Here is a 20,901-nt window from a genome sequence, read left to right as displayed (position 1 = left end):
TACAACAAGAAATATAGGAGGTGATGAATGAATTGATTTCGATTGAAAAGACCGCAGAAAAAATATTAACCCGTGCCATACAGGAATCTGCATCGGATATCCACATTTTTTTTCGGAGGGAGGGACCTCTCATCCAATTCAGGATAGACAATAGGCTTGTACCCCAGGAAACATTATCATTCTTTGAAGCTGAAAGGCTGATCGCTCATTTGAAGTTCCTTGCCTCGATGGATATAGGGGAGAAAAGGAGGCCCCAGAGTGGTGCCCTCACCATTAATTTGGCAAACCAGGTTGTCGGACTCCGCCTTTCCACTTTACCCACTGCCCATCTCGAAAGTTTGGTCATCCGCTTAATACCCCAACAGAATATCCTTCCTCTGGAACAGTTATCCTTATTTCCAAACACCGTCCAAAAATTGATTGCACTCCTGAAGCATTCCCATGGCATGCTCATTTTTACCGGTCCGACCGGCAGTGGAAAAACCACGACATTATATTCCCTGCTTCACCATGCCCACGAGATGATCAATCGAAATATCATTACACTTGAAGATCCCATTGAAAATGTATCCGAAAAGGTACTTCAAGTCCAAATCAATGAAAAGGCGGGCATTACGTATTCTGTCGGTTTAAAAGCTGTCCTGAGGCATGACCCTGACGTGATCATGGTTGGGGAAGTCAGGGATGCAGAAACTGCCAAAATCGCAGTGCGTGCCGCATTAACCGGTCATTTGATACTTACAACCATGCATACACGGGATGCCAAGGGCGCCATCTCCAGGTTACTGGAATTTGGTGTCAGCTTGCTTGAGGTTGAACAGAGTTTGATTGGCGTGACAGCACAGCGGCTGGTTGAATTGCGATGTCTTACATGTAAAGGGGACTGTGCTTTTGCTTGCAAAATGACTGCCAGGAATAAAAGGGCGAGTGTTTATGAATTGCTCTATGGAAAAAGCCTGGCTGAGGTTCTCCGGATAATGGGAGATGAAGAAGGAACGGCAACGGTCAGCTACCGCCAATTGAAGGATGAAATCGGAAAAGCGGTTGCGATGGGCTATGTGGATTCAGGGGAATATGAACGGCTGGTATACCATGAAACCAAAAAGTAAATGGAGGGTAAAAGAGCAGGCGGTCTTTATTTCGAAGCTAGGTGAATTATTGAATCATGGTTATCCCTTGGCGGACGCTTTACATTTTCTTGAGTTTCAGGAATCAAAGAAGAAAGCGGAAGACTTCACTCAGGCTAAAGCCGATTTAAGGAACGGTTACCCGCTGCACATGGTGCTGACCCATCTTAATTTTCATCCGCAGCTTGTAAGTTATATATTTTATGGAGAACAATACGGCGACCTGGAACGGGCGCTGAAAGAAGGAGGGCGATATTGGAAGAAAAGAACCGAGGATATGGATAAAGTAAAAAAGTTAATGGTGTATCCCGTATTCTTAGTCTTTTTTGTAGGCATCGTTTTTTATATTCTTCAGAGTGTTCTCCTTCCTAAATTCCAGACAATCTATTTCACGATGGATGTCGATCAGCATACCCTCTTGAGATTAATGTCAGCTTCCACATTCATTCTTCCAGCACTCCCCTTCTTTTTACTCGGATTGCTCCTATTCTTGTATATGCTCAAACGATTTTGGTTTAACGGATTGTGCCCATTAAGGCAGCGGCGGATTTTGATGGGTATTCCGATATTCGGGACCTTCATCAAATTATACGAAACTTATTTTTTTGCAAGCCAATTAAGTGGCTTACTCTCCGGAGGGCTATCGATTAACGATAGCATCAAATTATTCTCGATAAATCAACAGCAGCCGTTTTACCAAAAACTATGCAATATCATTAAGGATGATCTAATCGAGGGAAGATCACTTGAAATGATTTTTCGGGAGCTCCCATATTTTGATGGGAATTTGCCGGTGGTCGCTGCAAATGGTCAAAAATACGGAAGACTTGATGCGGAGCTGCTTCATTACAGTCGTTTTATACTGGAGAAAATTGAAGAGAGAATGAATGCAATCTTGAAAATCATTCAGCCTCTCCTGTTTTCAATTATAGGTCTTTTGATCGTGTCCATTTATTTGGCGGTTTTGCTGCCGATGTTCTCACTGCTCGAAGGTATTTAGGATTTTATTTTGTATTCCGGAGGTGAAAGTGCTCGAAGGTCATCTAGTATTCAGATGGTTTCAGGAGCATGATGATATGTTGAAGAAAGTGATGAATGAACGTGGTTTTACACTAATTGAAATGCTTATCGTCTTACTGGTAATATCCATCCTTTTGATCATCACAATCCCCAATATTACGAAGAACCAATCCACGATCCAGTCTAAAGGATGTGAAGCTTTCGTGAAGATGGCCCAAGCACAGGTACAGGCATATGAGATCGACAATGGTAAACTGCCCGGAAGTATCGGTGAATTGGAAAGTCAAGGCTATCTCAAACAGACATCCTGTCCTAATGGGGATGATATTAGTTTGGATAGTAAAGGAAAGATAACGGTCGTTGAGTAGGAGAGAAGTGAATATACGGCATTCCAATGGGGGCTATACACTATCTGAAACCCTTATTGTCCTCGTTATTTTTGTACTCCTGATTTCCATCGGTCCAAATCTTTATCCTAGCTTCACTAAAGGCATGGAAAATAGGCTATTTCTTTCTCAATTCCATGAAGATCTCTTCTATGCACAGCAGTATGCCATCAGTCATGAGAGCTTGATTTACCTCCATATTGATAATGCCAAAAAGGTTTATACCGTTTCGTCTTATAAGGAGGGGATCGTTCTAGAGAGAAGCATACCAAAGGATATACAGTTTTTAAGTGGCACTTTGGGGTTCAGCTTCCATTTTAATCAGTATGGAAATGCTTCAAAAGCCGGAACGATTATGATTGACACGTCAAAAGGAAAGTATAAATTGGTCCTCAATATCGGTAAAGGGAGGTTCAGGATTGAGAAATTGTAAAGGTTACGTTTACCTTGAGCTGATGGCCGCGTTTTCCGTTTGTATTTTCCTGATCCTTGCCATTTTACCGATTCTTGAAGAGTTAATGACGCATCGGAAAGATATTGCCGTAAGGACAGAAGCCCACCATTTATTATATGAAAGATTGACGGCGTTCATGGATGGGGAGATACAAGCAATTGGTCAGGAAATCATTTACAAAAAAAGATCCTATGAATTGGTTTGGAAGGACCAAGGGGATTTCCCGGGGATGATTGAAGGGTGTGTACGTTATGAAGATGAATCGGGTAATCTTGAATCCATTTGTGATGCTGCGAAAAAATGATGGCTTTACGATGATCGAAATGCTTTTTTCTTTAATGATTTTAATGACGACGTCCCTTTTTGTTCTACAGCTTTTTTCAATCATTCACACCCAGATGGGGTCCGTTGATAAATTGCATCCTAAAGAGTGGGAGGTCTTTACCATGCAAATGAAGCAGGAGGTCCGGAGTTCCAAAGTTCAGGAGGTAAAGGGGGAAAAATTATATTTGCTTCTTTCAGATGAACAACTATCATCGTTTGAACAATATGAAGATAAGGTCCGAAGACAAGTGAATGGTATGGGGCACGAGGTCATCTTGCAGAACATTTCGGAATTCCGGGTTGAGAAGGATGGCAGTGTCATTGTTATAAATATAACCGATAAAGCAGGGACTACTTTCAGTCGAAGATTTCATCCTTTCTTTAGGAATGTCACGAAAGCCGATGAATAATCAAAAAGGAGTCGTTTTCCCGATGGTCATGATTATAGCGAGTGTTTTCATCATGTTCACGATACTAATGATCGATCAGTTTATCATTGATAAAAAGTTTTATAAGGAAGTGGAAGAATCGCTTGTGGCCGACCATCTTGTCCATCTAGCGATCAAGGATGTAACGGCAGAGTGGGGCGAAGAGATCCCAAAAATCATCCAGGGGGAAATTTCATATCCCAATGGTGTGGTGCGGTATTCCTTATTGAAGGAAGAAGGTCCTTATGTCTATATCGAGTTTTCTTCCACGACTAAAAATAACCGCGAGGGAAGGGTCATCATTCAATACGATAAAGAAGCGGGAAAAGTGAAAGAATGGTTGGAAAAGTATGCTGTGTAATGCGCAAAATCAACACCCTTTTAAAATGGAAAGCGACAGGTACATCTGTTCAGGGAACAAGGGAAGGAATAAAAGCAGCGTAAACCGGGCATACTTTGCATAGGGTGATGATTTTATATGTCTACAAACGCTTATATTAAATATCTGACGCAGCAGCTTGTCGAGTATTTTAATCTGACGAAAAAAGAACGAAAAGAAAAGCGCCGTCATAGAAAAGAGGATAAAAATCATGGTATGTCCCTTTGGTTTGGTATTGTCCCTTTTGCTTTGTCGATGTTCGTTAGGAAAAATATCAAAAAATAAAACAGATGTCCTGAACTTAGGACATCTGTTTTTTATCGTTATTTACTTATCCCAACGCCCTATCTGAAAGGTAAAATAATCCTCCGTTGATGATGGATATTCGGATGTTGGGTTCATATTGAGCTTTTAAGGCATCTTTTTCGGTAAAATAGCTCTCACTTTTTTCTTCCATATCCTTGTAAAAATGCTCCAATAAATTCAAGTCATTCTGCCAGCGAAGCATTGCTTCTTCCGCCCAGGAATGGTCATCATCCTCGAAACTGGTTCTGATGTATGTATCCAGTCTTGCCAATCCGCTCTTGGGCATGATGAGCGGTGAAAGCGTAAAGGAGTAATCCGGTATTTTTGGGGTGACCTTTATCGGTAAAACCCGATGGTGAAACCTTTCCATGATCTCACCTGAGATTAAATTCAGTCCGATCGACATGAAGGTATCCTTTTTACGGTCACATTGATAGGATATTTTCACATTCAGGGTTAGCCAAGGATACAAAGGGTTATTTCCCCCTTTTGATGGAGGGGTATCCTCAAAAAGTCTAGTATACCCTGCCAGCTTTTTGGTGGATTGAATAATCTGATGAAGGCGAGGGGAGCCAAAATGAATCATTTCTCCCTTTAAATCGGATGGAGCTTGTTCTGGATCGGTAATGAAAGTCATCCGTGCCGGGTTTGGAACGCCACCTGTTTTTTCTAGATAATGCCAATAAAAGGGTCTGTTCATTAATTCTTTATCCATTTCAATCGTCAATTGGACTGTAAGGTGGGTTGGTGTATTATCCAGTATTTCACAATCGTTTGCTTTAAAGTAAGTTATTAAAAAATCATGAATTTCCCGTTGCTGCATGAACCTCACCTTCCTTCATTGATTGAGCGAATTGGATTAACGATGAAAAATTATCCATCTTAATTTTCATTTCGCCCTCTGTTTTGGACTCGCCGACCACATCAATCAAATATTCTTCAATGTTGTTAATATCCAGTTTGGATAGAATATCATCCAATTCACCAATTACTTTTTCAAATAAATTAATTTTTTCGTAAAGTAACTTCAGAATATGTTCTTCTACTGTATTTTTCGTAGCAAAGTTATAAATCATCACATCTTCTTCCTGACCAAGGCGGTGAATCCGTCCAATCCTCTGTTCGAGCCTCATCGGGTTCCATGGCAGGTCAAAATTAATCAAATGATGGCAAAACTGAAGGTTTATCCCTTCCCCGCCAGCTTCTGTTGCAATTAATACCTGTATATTTTTTTGGAATAATTCTCGCATCCAGTCTTTCTTTCCGCGCTTAAAACCGCCTCGGAAAGGAACTGAAGAAATTCCATTCTGCTGTAGGTACCATTGTAGATATAGCTGGGTCGCCCGGTATTCGGTAAAGATAATGACTTTGTCATCAATTTTCTTGATCAATTCCAAAGCTTTTTCAGCCTTGGAGTTCTGAACCGTTTCATTCACTTTAGAAAATAAATCATCGAGCTTCGCCAAAAAGTCAGGGGAAGGCTGATCATATTTTTCTTTCATATTCTTTAATGTATAAAAGACCGCCTCTCTGCTGCTGCATGCTTCCCTTTGGAGAGTGAGGGCCGAAAAGGCGCTTCCTTTTGATCCATCAGAAATAGGTTTGAATTTGGAAACAGCATCGTACAATGCTTGTTCCGTTGGAGAAAATTCAATGGTGATGGTCTCCACATGCCGTTTTGTCCATTCAATACCAGTATCGGCCCGTCGGTTTCGAATCATGACAGTGTTGACAAGTTCCTTTAGGTGTTCATCTTCAATTATGTTTCGGCCTTTCCCTTTATACTTTTCCGAAAAAAGTGAGGCATTTCCCAAGTGGCCCGGTTTCAATAACGAAACGAGGTGAAAGATTTCCTCGACTTTATTTTGAATCGGAGTGGCTGTCAGGAGTAAACAAAACTTCTTTTTCAGATTTTGGACGAATTCATAGTTCTTCGTCTTATTATTTTTAAGTTTATGAGCTTCATCAATGATGATGAAGTCATATTCCTGATTGAAAATGATATCTCGATGTGGAGCGCGTTTCGCTGTATCAATGGATGAAATGACCACATCACAGGAGTCCCAGACATAGCTTTTTCTCTGAACGACTGCCGGAATATGAAACTTGGTATTCAATTCAAAAGCCCATTGTGTGACAAGGGAAGCCGGAACAAGGATCAATACTTTTTTTACAAGGCCCCTAATCATATACTCTTTTAGGATCAAGCCTGCTTCAATTGTTTTTCCGAGCCCTACCTCATCAGCTAAAATGGCCTTCCCATTCATCTTTTCCACAACTTGCTTGGCTGCTTCCAATTGATGGGGAAGCGGGGTTAACTGCGGAAGGTGCTTGGGCGCCTGTAAACCTTCAAAATCAGGGATGATAAGATTTTCCTCCATTTGAACCGCTAGCTTATAAAGCTCCCAATTTCCCCATGGACCGTCATTTTCCATCTTTTGCAGAAACTCGTCATTCCATTCAGAATTGAAGGATATATTGATTTTCATAGAAAAAAACTCCCTCTTATCATAATTTCCTTAATATAAGGTCAAAAACCGAACATTTCATATGTGAAGTAAGAAAAATATTTCTCTTCAAAAGATATTGCAGAGATAAGTTTCTTAGGGTAGGATATAAGTATATTTAGAAAATTCCAATTTCCAAACGCTACAAAGAATTTTTGTACATCGATTTTTTCAGTTCGCGTTTTCTTAGTATGGGCTATAGGTTCCCAATTTATCCAAGATTACTGAAGGAGACCAATCTAACGGTTTCTGAAGTTTTAGGAGAATTGGCAGAGAATGCATTCCATGATGCTCAGAGGCTTTACCGATGCTTGGGGCTTGTTCGCTTACTTTCATTGGTAGACCATTTATATGCGGGTGAAGATAAGGGGAGAGACTACGGATGTAGCGCCGAAGGAGCAAACTTAGCAGTGAATCTCTCAGGCAAAAGAACTCTTATTGGACGCAACTCTGGAGAGCGCCGCCCGTTTTGGGACGGCCACCAAAGGGGAAAACCTATTACATAGGTAAACTTTCAGGTTTCAGGACAGAGAAAAAGCTCAAACGGGCTTTCTCTGTCCTTTTTTGTGCTTTTTTCACATCATGAATCAGGATATACCTGATGCGTAATGACAAGAAGCTTTTGATAATGAAGCCAATTAATTAAAAAAAGTCTGAAGGGGGTCATTTTTTGACCAATTTAAAAAGAACACCACTATTTGAGGTTTATCGTGAATACGGAGGTAAAACGATTGATTTTGGCGGCTGGGAACTTCCTGTCCAATTTTCGGGTATAAAGGACGAACATGAAGCAGTACGTACAAAAGCGGGGTTATTCGATGTTTCCCATATGGGGGAAGTTGATGTTAAGGGTCCTGGGAGCCTTTCCTTTTTACAGAAGATGCTGACTAATGATATTTCAAAGCTGCAACAGGGCGGTGCCCAATATACCGCAATGTGTTATGAAAACGGAGGCACGGTTGACGATCTCATCGTGTATAAAAGGGATGAGGACGACTATCTGCTCGTGGTCAATGCAGCAAATACAGAAAAAGATTTCAATTGGCTGCAAGCCCATTTACCGGAAGATGTCCAAATTACGAATGTATCTGGTGACTATACACAGCTGGCACTTCAAGGACCATCTGCAGAAAAGATTTTACAAAAACTATCGGGTAATACTGCCTTAAGTGAAATTGGATTTTTCAAGTTCAAGGAAAATGTGATGATTAACGGTATCACCACGATGGTATCCCGCACTGGATACACTGGTGAAGATGGTTTTGAGATATATAGCGACAGTGGAAATGGTCCTGCCCTTTGGAAGGCGATTATGGATGCCGGAAAGGAAGAGGGGGTTCAGCCGATTGGTTTAGGTGCTCGTGATACCCTGCGTTTTGAAGCGAAACTGCCGCTCTATGGGCAGGAGCTTTCAGCGGACATCACCCCGATAGAAGCCGGGATTGGTTTTGCGGTTAAAGTGGATAAGGAAGTTGACTTTTTCGGGAAAGCCGTTCTTGCTGAGCAAAAGGAGAAAGGAGCTCCCCGCAAGCTTGTGGGAATTGAAATGATTGACCGTGGCATTCCGCGTCATGGGTATAAGGTCTACAGCGGTGATAAAGTCATTGGCGAGGTCACGACCGGTACCCAATCACCAACATTGAAGAAAAACGTGGGATTGGTACTTATTGATAAGGAATTTTCGGTGCTGGATGCGGAAGTCGAAGTGGAAATCCGTTCCAAACGTTTGAAAGCCGTTATAATACAAACACCTTTTTATAAAAAACCACGTAAATAGAGGGGAATGGTCATTAGATGAAACATCGTTATTTACCCATGACAGAGCAAGATAAACAGGAAATGCTGAAAGCGATAGGGGTATCAACTGCTGAAGAACTTTTCAATGATATTCCTGAAAGCGTTCGTTTTCAAGGAGAATACGATATCAAGCCTGCTAAATCGGAACCTGCATTAATGAAAGAATTATCAAGGCTTGCTGCCAAGAATGCGGACCTTAAAAACTATGCTTCCTTCCTTGGTGCGGGTGTTTATGACCATTATGCACCGGTCATCGTCGATCATGTTCTATCCCGTTCTGAATTTTACACGGCTTATACACCCTATCAGCCTGAAATTTCACAGGGCGAGCTTCAGGCCATCTTTGAATATCAAACGATGATATGTGAATTGACGGGAATGGATGTGGCTAACTCCTCCATGTATGACGGCGGGACAGCGCTAGCTGAAGCAGCCATGCTTGCTTCAGGGCAGACACGACGCAAGAAAATTCTCATTTCAGGAGCCGTTCATCCTGAATCAAGAGAAGTCGTGAAGACATATGCGAAAGGGCAACGCGTGGAAGTGGTCGAAATTCCTTTTAAAGACGGTGTGACGGACTTAGCTGCTTTAAGGGAACTGGCGAATGATGACATTGCGGGCGTGATCGTGCAATATCCGAACTTTTTTGGCCGCATCGAGCCATTGAAAGAAATGGAAGAAATCATTCATGGCATCAAGTCCATGTTTATCGTTTCCAGTAATCCGCTTGCATTAGGAGCCTTGACATCCCCTGGTGAACTCGGTGCAGATATCGTAACGGGAGATGCTCAGCCATTCGGCATTCCAGCGGCATTCGGTGGACCTCATTGTGGATATTTTGCCGTTACTAATAAACTTGTTCGGAAAGTTCCGGGCCGACTCGTCGGTCAAACAGTGGATGAAAATGGTAAAAGGGGATTTGTACTGACGCTTCAAGCTCGTGAACAGCACATTCGCCGTGACAAAGCCACATCCAACATTTGTTCCAATCAAGCTTTGAATGCCTTGGCAGCTTCTGTTGCAATGACCGCGCTTGGGAAAAAGGGTGTTAAAGAAATGGCCGTGCAAAATATTCAAAAAGCGCATTATGCGAAAAAAGCAATTATGGCAAAAGGGGTGGAAGTGATATTCGACGGTCCTTCGTTCAATGAATTTGTCATTAAACTGCCTGCTTCGTTTTCAGAAATCAATAAAAACCTTTTTGAAAAAGGAATGATCGGCGGCTTCGATTTAGGGACGGTTTATCCTGAGCTGAAAGACCATATGCTGGTAGCGGTAACTGAACTTAGAACAAAAGAAGAAATTGATGCACTTGCGCAGGAATTGGGGGATCAACATGAATAAACAAGATCAATCACTCATTTTTGAAATCAGTACTTCCGGTCGAATCGGGTACAGTCTGCCAGAAATGGATGTTGCAACTATTCCGCTCGAAGAAATTCTTCCTGCCGACTACATCCGTGAAGAAGAGGCAGAGCTTCCTGAGGTGTCAGAACTGGATATCATGCGTCACTATACAGCACTTTCCAAACGGAATCATGGGGTGGATTCGGGTTTTTATCCGCTAGGTTCATGCACGATGAAATATAATCCGAAAATAAATGAAAATGTGGCACGCTTCAACGGTTTTGCCCATATTCATCCATATCAAGATCCGGCTACCGTTCAGGGAGCATTGGGACTATTATTTGATTTGCAGGAACACTTAACGGAAATCACCGGGATGGACCAAGTGACATTACAGCCTGCAGCAGGTGCACACGGTGAATGGACAGGGTTGATGATGATTCGCGCTTTTCACGAAGCGAATGGCGATACAGAGCGGACGAAAGTAATTGTACCTGATTCTGCACATGGTACGAATCCTGCCTCTGCCACTGTTGCCGGACTTGAAACGATTACAGTGAAATCCGATGAAAATGGGTTAGTCGACCTTGAAGATTTAAAGCGTGTTGTCGGACCGGATACGGCGGCCTTGATGCTGACGAACCCGAATACATTGGGATTGTTTGAAGAAAACATTTTGGAAATGGCACAACTTGTCCATGAAGCAGGGGGGAAGCTTTATTATGACGGAGCCAATCTGAATGCAGTCCTATCAAAAGCACGCCCGGGTGACATGGGCTTTGATGTGGTTCACTTAAATCTCCATAAAACATTCACAGGCCCGCATGGCGGCGGCGGTCCGGGTTCTGGCCCTGTAGGGGTGAAGGCGGACTTGATTCCTTACTTGCCTAAACCGCTTGTGGTCAAACAAGGCGAGCAATTCGTTCTTGATTATGATCGTCCGCAATCGATTGGCAGGGTAAAACCTTATTATGGTAATTTCGGGATAAACGTGAGGGCGTATACGTACATTCGTTCAATGGGTCCCGATGGCCTTAAAGCCGTCACCGAGAATGCGGTCATCAATGCCAATTATATGATGCGTAGGTTGGAACCATTTTTTGACCTGCCATATAATCGTCATTGTAAGCACGAATTCGTATTAAGCGGACGTCGGCAAAAGAAATTGGGGGTAAGGACTCTCGATATAGCCAAAAGATTGCTGGATTTCGGGTATCATCCACCAACCATTTACTTCCCGTTGAACGTGGAAGAAGGAATGATGATAGAACCGACTGAAACCGAATCAAAAGAAACGCTGGATGCGTTCATCGATGCGATGATCCAGATTGCCAAGGAAGCGGAAGAAACCCCTGAAATCGTCCAGGAAGCTCCGCATACAACCGTTATAAAGCGGCTTGATGAGACTCTTGCTGCAAGAAAACCTGTTCTGCGTTATCAAGCATAGACTGATAGCTTACACGAAAAAATCCTCGCCTGCCGGCGGGGATTTTCCATGTTTATGTAAGGATTCATTAAAGTCCAACAGTTAACTTTCTTTTCCTTGAGCTATTGAAATTAAAAGAGCCCATGCGGAGATGGGGTCTTATTTCTTTGCTTTGATTTTCCCGGTCCACATTTTGAAACCGCCCTTTAGGTGAAAAAGTTCCCTGTAACCCTTTTTGTATAGCATGGCTGCAGCTCTGCCGCTGATGATTTCGCTTTGAGCGTACAAGTATACAGGCTTGTCCGGCCTAATTTCGACCAAGCGGGTTTTCATTTGAGTCATAGGGATGTTTCTTGCGCCTAAGATATGACCATTATCGAAATCATTCGGTTCCCGCACATCGATTAGCTGCACTTTTCTGTAGTTAGCGATAAATTCGTCCTGTGTTAATGTTTTAACGATTTTACGCTGGCGGTACCAATTAAAAAGTGAATACGCAATAACCACTCCCAAGATGATGAGCAGTGTATATAATATTTCCAAACATAAAAACTCCCTTCTACCTTAACGAATACAGACAGTCTTTATTATATAATTGCTTTACCCAATAATCAAAAAGAATTTTCATCAAATTCTTCATCGACTTGATAGCACTTTCTTTTTTAGAGTGATAAAGTCTGTTAAACTACTACATGTGAGTTTTTTTGTGGGGTATTGATAACAGTCTATTGAAACGAGGGGTAAGGATGACTAAAGAAAAATGGGGTTTTATAGATTCGGGGTATTGTTCACCGGCTTTTAATATGGCGTTGGACGAAGCGCTGTTAAACTGGCAAAGCAAAGGGGAAATTCCGCCAATCATACGCTTTTACGGCTGGGATCCAGCGACATTGTCGATTGGTTATTTTCAAAAGGCAGAAGCGGAAATTGATATGGAAGAGGTCAAAAGGCAGGGACTTGGTTTTGTTCGCAGACCAACAGGAGGACGAGCGGTCCTGCACGAGCATGAATTGACTTATAGCGTAATCGTTCCAGAATCCTATCCGGGAATGCCAACTACCGTTACTGAAGCATATCGTGTCATTTCTGAAGGAATATTGATGGGGTTCAGGAATCTGGGATTGGATGCTTATTTTGCCGTGCCAAGAACCGATCAGGAAAAAGCGGCTTTAAAATCACCCAGGTCTTCCGTCTGCTTTGATGCTCCAAGCTGGTATGAACTGGTCGTTGAGGGCAGGAAGGTCGCTGGCAGCGCTCAAACCAGGCAAAAAGGCGTCATCCTTCAGCACGGTTCCATTTTGCTTGAACTAGATGATGATAAGCTCTTCAGCGTATTTAAATTCTCAAATGACAGGGTTAAAGAGAGAATGCAAAAAAACTTAAAAAACAAAGCTGTGGCCATAAATGACATTGCCGGAAGAAAGATTACCATCCCTGAAGCGAAAGAAGCTTTTGAAAAAGGTTTTGCGGAAGGACTTTCGATCGATTTAGAGCCATACGTCCTCACCGAAAAGCAATTGCTGGAAGTGAAGGCCATTGCAGAAAGCAAATATGAAAGCGATGAATGGAATTTCATGAGATAGAGGAAGCATAATTAGAGTGGATAATAAAAAAGTTTTTTCAGATTTGTTTGATTAAATAAGCCATCCCTTGCAGGGATAAGCCCTAAAAGGGGTGGGGAAAAAGCAAGGTCCAAATTATTTGAAATTTGATGAAAAATTATTGTAAATCGACATTTTCCTCCCTTTTGCTAACTATATTAATTGATTTATCGTTTGACAAAATAAAAAGTTATTCAAAATAAACACAATATATAGTAGTTGAAATATTTAATGCAACACTATATATTGATTTTTGGGTTTCGCTATGATAAATTTAGGGTACTTGTTAAGCGAAACGGACATGTAAGGCTACATAAGGATTTTTGCGGCAGCAAGAACGGATCTTGAAACATATAAAGGAGAGGGAATTATGTCGGTTGTAATAAAAGAAGCTTTAAAGGTTGATCTAGAAAGGTTGAATAAGGATATTTCTTTATTTCCCCAGGTTCACCCTGTAACGGCTGATATGAAAATGGCGCATAAGGGAGTGTCCCGGCTAGTCATGCTTGACCGCTATTCTTTTAAGGATACTGAAAAAATCACACTCTCGGCAGGCGATTTCGTCGTGTTGACGATTAAGGAAGATCCGAAATTCCCGGCAAGGGGTCTCGGTTACATCGTTGAAATAGATTGGGAAACCAAAAAAGCCAAGGTTTTGGTGGATGAAGAATTCCGTGGTGTTTTGGATAATCCGGAAGAAATGGAGACGGGAATTGTAAACCGTCCGTTGGATATTATCGAAAAGCCGCTTGAAATATACTATGAACAAATTGCGAAACGTAATGCAACGGGCTTGGCATCAGTGGAAACCACGGAAGAAAAAAGAACGGAATGGTTCAATAAATTCTATGAAGAACTAAAGAACCTTAATTTTGTCCCGGCAGGTCGAGTATTATACGGTGCTGGTTCCAATACGGATGTTACTTACTTCAACTGCTATGTAATGCCATTCGTACCGGATTCACGTGAAGGGATTTCAGAACATAGGAAACAAGTGATGGAAATCATGAGCCGCGGCGGCGGAGTGGGCACGAACGGATCGACACTGCGTCCAAGAAACACTCTGGCAAAAGGCGTAAATGGGAAATCTTCGGGTTCAGTGTCATGGCTTGACGATATTGCTAAACTTACGCATCTTGTTGAACAGGGCGGTAGCAGACGCGGCGCGCAAATGATCATGCTTGCTGATTGGCATCCTGATATTGCAGAATTCATCATTTCTAAAATGCAAAACCCAAGGATTCTGCGTTACCTAGTGGAAAACACTAAAGATGAAGCCATCAAGAAATATGCGACGGATAAATTGAAATTCACGCCGCACACGGAACAGGAAACGGCTATGTATCAAGGGATCATCAATTATAAAGAGATTCCTGGCCAAGGTGGATTTAGCGAGAAAATCATTAGGGATGCAGAGGAAAAGCTCCGTACAGGGGGAACGTACAGTGTCCATAATTCGGATTTTCTGACTGGAGCCAACATCTCGATTTGCCTGACTAAGGAATTCATGGAAGCGGCGGAACAAGATGCGGAATACGAATTGCGTTTTCCTGATGTTGAAAGCTATAATGCCGAAGAAATGGCGATTTACAATAAAGAATGGCATAATGTCGGTGATGTTCGCGAATGGGAGAAAATGGGTCACAAAGTCCGTGTTTACCGTAAAATCCGAGCTAAAGAGCTTTGGAATTTAATAAACATTTGTGCAACATATTCTGCTGAACCAGGTATTTTCTTTATCGATAATGCTAATGAAATGACGAATGCCAAAGCATACGGTCAACAGGTCGTAGCCACGAACCCTTGTGGAGAACAGCCATTGGCCCCATATTCAGTATGTAACCTTGCGGCAGTCAATCTGGCTGAGATGGCTGATAAAGAAAGCAAAACGGTTAATTTCGAGAAACTAAAGCAGACTGTTGAAGTCGGTGTGCGTATGCAGGACAATGTCATTGACGCAACTCCTTATTTCTTGGATGAAAACAAAAAACAGGCACTGGGTGAGCGACGGGTTGGACTTGGTGTAATGGGTCTGCACGACCTATTGATCTACTGTGAAACGGAATATGGCTCTGAAGAAGGAAATATCCTGGTTGACAAGGTGTTTGAAACGATTGCGACGACAGCTTACACGGCTTCCGTGGAACTTGCTAAAGAAAAAGGCAGTTTCCCGTTCCTGATCGGGTCAACGGACAAAGAAACCGATGAGCTTAGAACACGTTTCACACAAACCGGATTCATGGAAAAAATGCCGGAAGATATCAGGGAAAGTGTTGCTGCACATGGCATCCGTAACTCTCATTTATTGACAGTGGCACCTACAGGAAGCACAGGAACGATGGTTGGGGTATCAACAGGTCTTGAACCATATTTCTCTTTCACGTATTTCCGCAGCGGCCGTCTTGGTAAATTCATTGAAGTTAAGGCTGACATTGTACAGGAATACTTGGACCGTCATCCAGAAGCCGATACAGAAAAGCTTCCAAAATGGTTCATTTCCGCTATGGAATTAGCTCCAGAAGCACATGCTGATGTTCAATGCATCATTCAACGCTGGATTGACAGCTCGATCAGTAAAACGGTCAATGCCCCAAAAGGATATACTGTCGAACAAGTTGAAAAAGTATATGAACGTCTATACAAAGGCGGAGCAAAAGGCGGTACTGTATATGTGGATGGCAGCCGTGACAGTCAGGTTCTTACGCTTAAAGCGGAAGAAAACCAAATGGACGAGCAGCTTGAAATGGATGAATTGACAGATGTGGAAGTAAAGAAAAAAGTCGTATTGGTCGATACGATAAATGAACTGCGTTCGACTAACGTTACGATTGGGTCGGAAGTGGGCAACACTTGCCCTGTGTGCCGTAAAGGTGAAGTCCAGGAAATGGGCGGATGCAATACTTGCACGAATTGCGGAGCACAATTAAAATGCGGGCTATAAGCTAATGTTAGGGAAGTCGTTAAGTATGCTGCAAAGCTATCTTAACGACTTTTTTTGTGTTCTGTTCAATTACAATAGGGAAGACCGGCGTGAATTCGGTCTTCTTTTTGCGTTCAATCAACCATTTTCATTTTGCTGCCCTATTTCCTTTTCGGCTAAATATTGGTTGCCATCTTTCAATATCGAAAATTCATCGACAGAGTCTCCAGGTATATTCCTTGGATTTGGATATTTATTATCTGTTTGGACGGTGATCGCTTGTTTCCCCGTTCCATTTGTCAAGAAGTCTCGTTTTTTATTAGCCATATTGCATCTCCTTCATTTTGAATTTCCAAGTAAAAACAATCATGATGATAACAGAATAAAGAAAAACTATCCTTATGAATTAGGTTGTGTAGTTCGATTGAAAGTATGAACAAATCCATAAAAGAATGGAGAACGAAATGAAGCCATTTATGCCACAGTTAGTATATATTGAGCCCAGGGCACTGGAATACCCGCTTGGCCGGGAATTGAAAAAGAAATTCGAAGATTTGAACATTGAAATCCGTGAGACCACATCGCATAACCAAATTAGGGATCTTCCTGGAGAAAATGATTTGCAAAAATATCGTGTCGCCAAATCGACGCTTGTGGTAGGAATCAGAAAAACATTGAAATTCGATTCTTCAAAGCCATCTGCTGAATATGCCATCCCTCTTGCAACAGGGTGTATGGGGCATTGTCATTATTGCTATTTACAGACGACACTCGGATCGAAACCATATATTAGGACATATGTGAATCTTGACGAGATTTTCGAGGCAGCCGAAAAATATATAAATGAGAGAAAGCCTGAAATTACCCGTTTTGAGGCAGCCTGTACATCCGATATAGTCGGAATTGACCATTTGACACATTCTTTAAAAAGGGCCATAGAATATTTTGGAAAAAGTGAATTCGGGGTTCTTAGGTTCGTAACTAAATTTCATCATGTTGACCATCTGTTGGATGCTGAACATAATGGAAAAACGAGATTTCGGTTCAGTATAAATTCACGTTTCGTGATTAAGAATTTCGAGCCCGGCACTTCGAGCTTCGAGGAAAGGATGGAAGCGGCACGTAAAGTGGCAGGTGCCGGATATCCCCTGGGTTTTATCGTGGCTCCAATATATCGTCATGAAGCATGGAAAGAGGGCTATCAAGAATTATTCGAACGATTAAGTGAGGCGTTAAAAGGGGTGGATATACCGGATTTGACTTTTGAATTAATCCAGCATCGATTCACTGGTCCAGCGAAAAAAGTGATTCAAAAAAACTACCCGAAAACAAAATTGGAACTGGACGAAACGAAGCGTAAATATAAATGGGGCCGATATGGCATTGGTAAATATGTTTATCAAACCGAGGAAGCCGCTGAACTGGAAACGACCATTCGTGGGTATATAGCGGAATTTTTCCCGAAAGCGGAAATTCAGTATTTTACCTGATGAAAGCAATTTTCTATTTAAAACTGTCATAAATCGCTCTAATCCTGCTTAGAAATGTAAAGACCGGATTAGGGAGGGCAGCTATGATTATTGACGGCGTTTTTTCCGGAGGCGGGATTAAAGGCTATGGTTTAGTGGGAGCCCTGCAGGAATTGGAAGAACGGGGATTTTTATTCCATCGGACAGCCGGTACAAGTGCAGGATCCATAATTGCGGCTTTAGTGGCAGCTGGGTACACCGGAAAAGAAATGGAAGAGCTTTTTCTTGATATAGATTTAAGCGGCCTGCTGGATAGAAGGCGTGGTCTTTTGCCTATCCCGTTTGCCAAATGGCTCCTTGTATACTGGAAACTTGGCCTTTATAAAGGCGACGCATTGGAAGGGTGGATTGCCAGTAAACTTGCCGAAAGGAATGTAGTCACCTTTAAGGATGTCCGGCCGAAATCCCTCCGTATCATAACCTCTGACATCACAAATGGGAAATTGGTGGTTCTGCCTGATGATTTACCGAACTATGGCATTGATCCGATCACTTTTCCAGTTGCAAAGGCAGTTAGAATGAGTTGTAGCATTCCTTATTTCTTTGAGCCAGTCAAACTCGATGTCGGAAAAAGCAAGTTCCTTTTTGTTGATGGAGGTGTTTTAAGCAATTTTCCAATGTGGTTATTCAATTCAGATCATGTAAGAAAGGAACGGCCGGTCATAGGCTTACGGCTAAGTGTCGATGAGATATGGAAACCGCATGAGGTGGATAATGCGGTTGAATTGTTCTCCGCACTATTCAAAACGATGAAAGATGCCCATGATGCACGTTATATTTCCAAGAAACACGTCCATAATATTGTATTTATCCCGATGAAGGGAATTTCTGCAATGGATTTCAATCTGAATGATGAACAAAAGGGTGAATTAATGAATCGGGGCAGACAGTGCACGAAAGAATTCCTTAAAAAATGGACTTATTGATGATAAATAAAAAATCGGGCTCTTAAAAAGAAGCCCGATTTTTCTTTTTATTCTTTTTCCCTTCGATGACGGTTAAGTGACTATCCGTTTTCTTTCTCAATTTTATTTTCTTTGATGATTTTGCTGCAGAGAAGCTAGCCACATTATCTTTTTTCGAAGTTCGGTTTTTTAGCCTTTTTTTCGATTGGCGGGCAGCCTTTCGGAATGCTTGCTGCTCTTTCTTAACTGGTTTTCCCTTTGTTAATCCGGTATAAATCATATAAATAATCCCTGCGACAATGGCTATTATGAGAATGTTTCTAAAAAAGCCAATCGGGTCATTAAATAGTCGGCTCATTAGTCCGAGGACTCCGAGGGCGATGATTCCGTATATCATGAAAGATATGAAACGTTTCAACAAAGACACCTCCTTAAGAGCATCATAAGCATTTTTTGCTTATTTTAAACATTCTTCATGTAAAATACTTGAAAAAAATGAAGATCATTCCCTTAGTTAGTATATGATTTTTCATCATCAAAATGTGTATAGGTGTTTTACACAATAACATCCGAATCTAAACCTTTTTCAGTCTTTTTTTCCATCCTTAACAGTTCATGGAAGGAGGCTAATGCGACTTCGACTTGATCGTCCGTAGGGGCTTTGGTTGTCAATAACTGAAGCCAAAGGCCGGGATAGCCAAGGTAACGAAGAATGGGAATATCCCTTACCTTGTTGGTCAACTGCAATACCTCGAAGGCTATTCCAAGCACGACGGGGATAAGCAAAACGCGATCCACGACACGGAGCCATAATGGATCGGTCGGAACCACCATATAGACGAACATGCCTACAATGACTGTAAATAAAATAAAGCTGCTGCCACAGCGATAATGAAGGCGTGAACTTGCCTGCACATTTGCTACGGTCAATTCTTTTCCGCTTTCAAAGCAATTGATCACCTTATGCTCTGCTCCATGATACTGAAAGACCCGCTTGATCAATGGCGTCATGGATACTGCGTAAATGTATACGAGCAATAATATCAACTTGAACAAGCTTTCAATTAAAACCTGGGCCATATGGCTGCTGAAGATGGGTCTTGTCAATTCGGCAAGAAAGACTGGAATTAAAGTGAAAAGCAACTTCCCGAATAGGAAGGAAAGAACACCGATCACGGCAACTCCAAGCCATACACTTATTTTAGAAGATTCTTTCGTTTCATTTTTCTTTTCTTCCTGCTTTTCCCCGTCTTCTTCCTCATACTGTTCAGTTGAAAAGTTCAGATGTTTCGAGCCGGTGGCACTTGACTGAACCAGTGATACGATACCCCGTAGAAACGGTACTTTTTTTAAGCTGTTCACAACAGGTTTCGATTCACGAGGCAGATGATAATATACAATCGTCGAATCTTTGCGGCGTACCGCAGTGACTGTGTGATGTTTGCCGCCGAACATGACGCCTTCCACAACAGCCTGCCCTCCGTAAACGGGTTTTTGAACCTCAGTCATTTCTACACCAACCTAATAGTTATTCACGTAGCTCTCTCAAGGGTGCTAACATGTTTATTATCAAGCATCACAGGCGTTAAAGGCGGTCCTCCAAAATTGAATGGAAGCCTTAACCCTGCAATTACTTTATGAAAGTTGAATCACAGGAAGGTAGTATCCTGTGTACATTATAAACTTCAACAGAGGATGGGTATTTTCCTCTGAAAAAAGTAGATTATTTATGATTTAATCATACAGAATAAATCACAAAACCTCTAGTGATTCTCCTTCCTAATAATAAAAAAAAATAGTTCTATTTAACACAGGGCATACTACGTAGCGGAGGTGATTGATATGTCTTCTAATGAAAATGGACAAATTCAACAGAAATATCAAAGCATGTTAATCTACAATGTACTTGCTGTCGGTTTTGTTGGGGGGGCTTTAGCCAGTTTTATCGGAATCATAGCCCATTATGTTAACTTTATGGATTTCAGCCCAAAATTCATACTTACCTCGTGGTCCAATATGACCTGGATCGATCACTGGCTCGGTACGGTAATGACCATACTTTTGTTCGGGATTCTTTCCGTGGGGATCGCTTTTATATACTATAGTCTTTTTAAAAGGACGAAGAGTATTTTTCCGGGTATTATTTTGGGAGTGGTTTGCTGGGCTTTGCTGGTATTTGTCCTGAAACCGATGTTCGCCGATTTGCCAACCTTTGCTAAAATGTCAGCAAATACGATTATAACAAGTGTATGCATTTTTATTATATACGGTCTTTTTGTAGGGTTTTCCATATCATACGATCATCAGGAATATATACGTCAAAAAAACAAAGCCGAGAAGCAATCAGAAAGCTGATTGCTTCTTGGTTGTAAAAAAGTAGTAAGACAATTTGCAATTATGATAGAATGTTCATGGAAGCATTCTTTTAACATGAGCAGGTGTTTG

General features: G+C 41.7%; 22 protein-coding genes and 2 riboswitches. Of the genes, 16 read left to right on the top strand and 6 right to left on the bottom strand.

Annotated elements, in window-relative coordinates; all coding sequences use genetic code 11:
• Window positions 1-23 precede the first annotated feature (23 nt).
• The 8 genes from comGA to J7E52_RS04140 all read left to right on the top strand — a co-directional run bounded on the left by comGA (window position 24) and on the right by J7E52_RS04140 (window position 4,403).
• Complete coding sequence (gene comGA / locus J7E52_RS04175) at window positions 24-1,109, top strand: competence type IV pilus ATPase ComGA (RefSeq protein WP_396020239.1); 1,086 nt, start codon at window positions 24-26, stop codon at window positions 1,107-1,109.
• Window positions 1,093-2,127, top strand: coding sequence for a competence type IV pilus assembly protein ComGB (gene comGB, locus J7E52_RS04170; RefSeq protein ID WP_214743834.1), 1,035 nt, complete (start codon window positions 1,093-1,095; stop codon window positions 2,125-2,127). The genes comGA and comGB overlap by 17 nt, the downstream gene beginning before the upstream one ends.
• Window positions 2,128-2,203: 76 nt before the next feature.
• Window positions 2,204-2,515: a competence type IV pilus major pilin ComGC gene (gene comGC, locus J7E52_RS04165; RefSeq protein ID WP_284702791.1), complete on the top strand. Its 312-nt coding sequence runs from the start codon at window positions 2,204-2,206 to the stop codon at window positions 2,513-2,515.
• Between the two features lie 7 nt (window positions 2,516-2,522).
• Window positions 2,523-2,966, top strand: a complete 444-nt coding sequence (gene comGD, locus J7E52_RS04160; RefSeq protein WP_214743833.1) for a competence type IV pilus minor pilin ComGD — start codon at window positions 2,523-2,525, stop codon at window positions 2,964-2,966.
• Window positions 2,953-3,291 (top strand): hypothetical protein, encoded by a 339-nt coding sequence (locus J7E52_RS04155; protein ID WP_214743832.1) that lies wholly within the window; start codon window positions 2,953-2,955, stop codon window positions 3,289-3,291. Before comGD ends, J7E52_RS04155 begins: the two co-directional genes overlap by 14 nt.
• Window positions 3,239-3,721 (top strand): competence type IV pilus minor pilin ComGF, encoded by a 483-nt coding sequence (gene comGF / locus J7E52_RS04150; protein ID WP_214744111.1) that lies wholly within the window; start codon window positions 3,239-3,241, stop codon window positions 3,719-3,721. The genes J7E52_RS04155 and comGF overlap by 53 nt, the downstream gene beginning before the upstream one ends.
• Window positions 3,714-4,100 (top strand): competence type IV pilus minor pilin ComGG, encoded by a 387-nt coding sequence (comGG, locus tag J7E52_RS04145; protein WP_214743831.1) that lies wholly within the window; start codon window positions 3,714-3,716, stop codon window positions 4,098-4,100. The genes comGF and comGG overlap by 8 nt, the downstream gene beginning before the upstream one ends.
• Window positions 4,101-4,217: 117 nt before the next feature.
• Window positions 4,218-4,403: a YqzE family protein gene (locus J7E52_RS04140; RefSeq protein WP_214743830.1), complete on the top strand. Its 186-nt coding sequence runs from the start codon at window positions 4,218-4,220 to the stop codon at window positions 4,401-4,403.
• A 46-nt stretch (window positions 4,404-4,449) separates the two neighbouring features.
• Here the strand turns inward: J7E52_RS04140 and J7E52_RS04135 are convergent, their stop codons facing one another.
• Window positions 4,450-5,247, bottom strand: a complete 798-nt coding sequence (locus J7E52_RS04135; RefSeq protein ID WP_214743829.1) for a YqhG family protein — start codon at window positions 5,245-5,247, stop codon at window positions 4,450-4,452.
• Window positions 5,225-6,913, bottom strand: a complete 1,689-nt coding sequence (locus J7E52_RS04130) for a DEAD/DEAH box helicase (RefSeq protein WP_214743828.1) — start codon at window positions 6,911-6,913, stop codon at window positions 5,225-5,227. The genes J7E52_RS04135 and J7E52_RS04130 overlap by 23 nt, the downstream gene beginning before the upstream one ends.
• 375 nt (window positions 6,914-7,288) lie before the next feature.
• A riboswitch (glycine riboswitch) is annotated at window positions 7,289-7,376 on the top strand.
• 3 nt (window positions 7,377-7,379) lie between these two features.
• Window positions 7,380-7,463: riboswitch (glycine riboswitch) on the top strand.
• Between the two features lie 138 nt (window positions 7,464-7,601).
• Here J7E52_RS04130 and gcvT point away from each other — a divergent pair.
• The 3 genes from gcvT to gcvPB are packed head-to-tail and all read left to right on the top strand — an operon-like array spanning window position 7,602 to window position 11,522.
• A complete protein-coding gene (gcvT, locus tag J7E52_RS04125) occupies window positions 7,602-8,708 on the top strand; it encodes a glycine cleavage system aminomethyltransferase GcvT (protein ID WP_214743827.1) in 1,107 nt (368 codons plus the stop codon).
• 17 nt (window positions 8,709-8,725) lie between these two features.
• Entirely contained in the window at window positions 8,726-10,072 is a 1,347-nt protein-coding gene (gene gcvPA, locus J7E52_RS04120) for an aminomethyl-transferring glycine dehydrogenase subunit GcvPA (RefSeq protein ID WP_214743826.1), read from the top strand.
• Window positions 10,065-11,522 (top strand): aminomethyl-transferring glycine dehydrogenase subunit GcvPB, encoded by a 1,458-nt coding sequence (gene gcvPB, locus J7E52_RS04115; RefSeq protein WP_214743825.1) that lies wholly within the window; start codon window positions 10,065-10,067, stop codon window positions 11,520-11,522. Before gcvPA ends, gcvPB begins: the two co-directional genes overlap by 8 nt.
• A 138-nt stretch (window positions 11,523-11,660) precedes the next feature.
• Here gcvPB and J7E52_RS04110 read toward each other — a convergent pair whose 3' ends face one another.
• Window positions 11,661-12,044, bottom strand: coding sequence for a rhodanese-like domain-containing protein (locus tag J7E52_RS04110; RefSeq protein WP_076365383.1), 384 nt, complete (start codon window positions 12,042-12,044; stop codon window positions 11,661-11,663).
• Window positions 12,045-12,247: 203 nt separating this feature from the next.
• Between J7E52_RS04110 and J7E52_RS04105 the strand changes: the two genes are divergently transcribed.
• On the top strand, window positions 12,248-13,084 hold the full coding sequence (locus J7E52_RS04105) for a lipoate--protein ligase family protein (protein WP_214743824.1): 837 nt from the start codon (window positions 12,248-12,250) through the stop codon (window positions 13,082-13,084).
• Between the two features lie 388 nt (window positions 13,085-13,472).
• Window positions 13,473-16,043 carry a vitamin B12-dependent ribonucleotide reductase gene (locus tag J7E52_RS04100; protein ID WP_214743823.1) on the top strand — a complete coding sequence of 857 codons (2,571 nt, stop codon included), beginning with the start codon at window positions 13,473-13,475 and terminating at the stop codon, window positions 16,041-16,043.
• Window positions 16,044-16,160: 117 nt separating this feature from the next.
• Here J7E52_RS04100 and J7E52_RS04095 read toward each other — a convergent pair whose 3' ends face one another.
• Window positions 16,161-16,349, bottom strand: a complete 189-nt coding sequence (locus tag J7E52_RS04095; protein WP_214743822.1) for a hypothetical protein — start codon at window positions 16,347-16,349, stop codon at window positions 16,161-16,163.
• A 137-nt stretch (window positions 16,350-16,486) separates the two neighbouring features.
• Here J7E52_RS04095 and splB point away from each other — a divergent pair, with 137 nt between their 5' ends.
• A complete protein-coding gene (gene splB / locus J7E52_RS04090) occupies window positions 16,487-17,512 on the top strand; it encodes a spore photoproduct lyase (protein ID WP_396020238.1) in 1,026 nt (341 codons plus the stop codon).
• Between the two features lie 83 nt (window positions 17,513-17,595).
• Window positions 17,596-18,477 carry a patatin-like phospholipase family protein gene (locus J7E52_RS04085; RefSeq protein WP_214743820.1) on the top strand — a complete coding sequence of 294 codons (882 nt, stop codon included), beginning with the start codon at window positions 17,596-17,598 and terminating at the stop codon, window positions 18,475-18,477.
• A 22-nt stretch (window positions 18,478-18,499) separates the two neighbouring features.
• On the opposite strand, the gene J7E52_RS04080 is transcribed toward J7E52_RS04085, so the two are convergent.
• Window positions 18,500-18,874, bottom strand: coding sequence for an SA1362 family protein (locus tag J7E52_RS04080; protein ID WP_063233078.1), 375 nt, complete (start codon window positions 18,872-18,874; stop codon window positions 18,500-18,502).
• Window positions 18,875-19,011: 137 nt separating this feature from the next.
• The gene (locus tag J7E52_RS04075) at window positions 19,012-19,965 is read right to left on the bottom strand and encodes a DUF1385 domain-containing protein (RefSeq protein ID WP_214743819.1); all 954 of its coding nucleotides are present in this window, start codon (window positions 19,963-19,965) and stop codon (window positions 19,012-19,014) included.
• A gap of 333 nt (window positions 19,966-20,298) precedes the next feature.
• Here J7E52_RS04075 and J7E52_RS04070 point away from each other — a divergent pair, with 333 nt between their 5' ends.
• Window positions 20,299-20,811, top strand: coding sequence for a YqhR family membrane protein (locus J7E52_RS04070; RefSeq protein WP_214743818.1), 513 nt, complete (start codon window positions 20,299-20,301; stop codon window positions 20,809-20,811).
• The last annotated feature ends 90 nt before the right edge of the window (window positions 20,812-20,901 follow it).

Origin of the sequence: Bacillus sp. ISL-34 (assembly GCF_018613325.1) — a bacterium.
Classification (GTDB): domain Bacteria; phylum Bacillota; class Bacilli; order Bacillales; family DSM-1321; genus Peribacillus.
The sequence above is the reverse complement of the archived record's forward strand: the minus strand, read 5'-3'. Positions and strand labels throughout refer to the sequence as shown.

Bases quoted from the DNA above. Each gene is read 5' to 3' on its own strand.
- gcvPB (WP_214743825.1), top strand. From the start codon at position 10,065: ATGAATAAACAAGATCAATCACTCATTTTTGAAATCAGTACTTCCGGT.
- J7E52_RS04130 (WP_214743828.1), bottom strand. From the start codon at position 6,913: ATGAAAATCAATATATCCTTCAATTCTGAATGGAATGACGAGTTTCTG.
- J7E52_RS04135 (WP_214743829.1), bottom strand. From the start codon at position 5,247: ATGCAGCAACGGGAAATTCATGATTTTTTAATAACTTACTTTAAAGCA.
- J7E52_RS04100 (WP_214743823.1), top strand. From the start codon at position 13,473: ATGTCGGTTGTAATAAAAGAAGCTTTAAAGGTTGATCTAGAAAGGTTG.
- J7E52_RS04095 (WP_214743822.1), bottom strand. From the start codon at position 16,349: ATGGCTAATAAAAAACGAGACTTCTTGACAAATGGAACGGGGAAACAA.
- comGB (WP_214743834.1), top strand. From the start codon at position 1,093: ATGAAACCAAAAAGTAAATGGAGGGTAAAAGAGCAGGCGGTCTTTATT.
- comGC (WP_284702791.1), top strand. From the start codon at position 2,204: ATGTTGAAGAAAGTGATGAATGAACGTGGTTTTACACTAATTGAAATG.
- comGA (WP_396020239.1), top strand. From the start codon at position 24: ATGAATGAATTGATTTCGATTGAAAAGACCGCAGAAAAAATATTAACC.
- gcvPA (WP_214743826.1), top strand. From the start codon at position 8,726: ATGAAACATCGTTATTTACCCATGACAGAGCAAGATAAACAGGAAATG.
- J7E52_RS04075 (WP_214743819.1), bottom strand. From the start codon at position 19,965: ATGACTGAGGTTCAAAAACCCGTTTACGGAGGGCAGGCTGTTGTGGAA.
- comGF (WP_214744111.1), top strand. From the start codon at position 3,239: ATGAAGATGAATCGGGTAATCTTGAATCCATTTGTGATGCTGCGAAAA.
- splB (WP_396020238.1), top strand. From the start codon at position 16,487: ATGAAGCCATTTATGCCACAGTTAGTATATATTGAGCCCAGGGCACTG.
- J7E52_RS04140 (WP_214743830.1), top strand. From the start codon at position 4,218: ATGTCTACAAACGCTTATATTAAATATCTGACGCAGCAGCTTGTCGAG.
- comGG (WP_214743831.1), top strand. From the start codon at position 3,714: ATGAATAATCAAAAAGGAGTCGTTTTCCCGATGGTCATGATTATAGCG.
- J7E52_RS04105 (WP_214743824.1), top strand. From the start codon at position 12,248: ATGACTAAAGAAAAATGGGGTTTTATAGATTCGGGGTATTGTTCACCG.
- J7E52_RS04070 (WP_214743818.1), top strand. From the start codon at position 20,299: ATGTCTTCTAATGAAAATGGACAAATTCAACAGAAATATCAAAGCATG.
- J7E52_RS04085 (WP_214743820.1), top strand. From the start codon at position 17,596: ATGATTATTGACGGCGTTTTTTCCGGAGGCGGGATTAAAGGCTATGGT.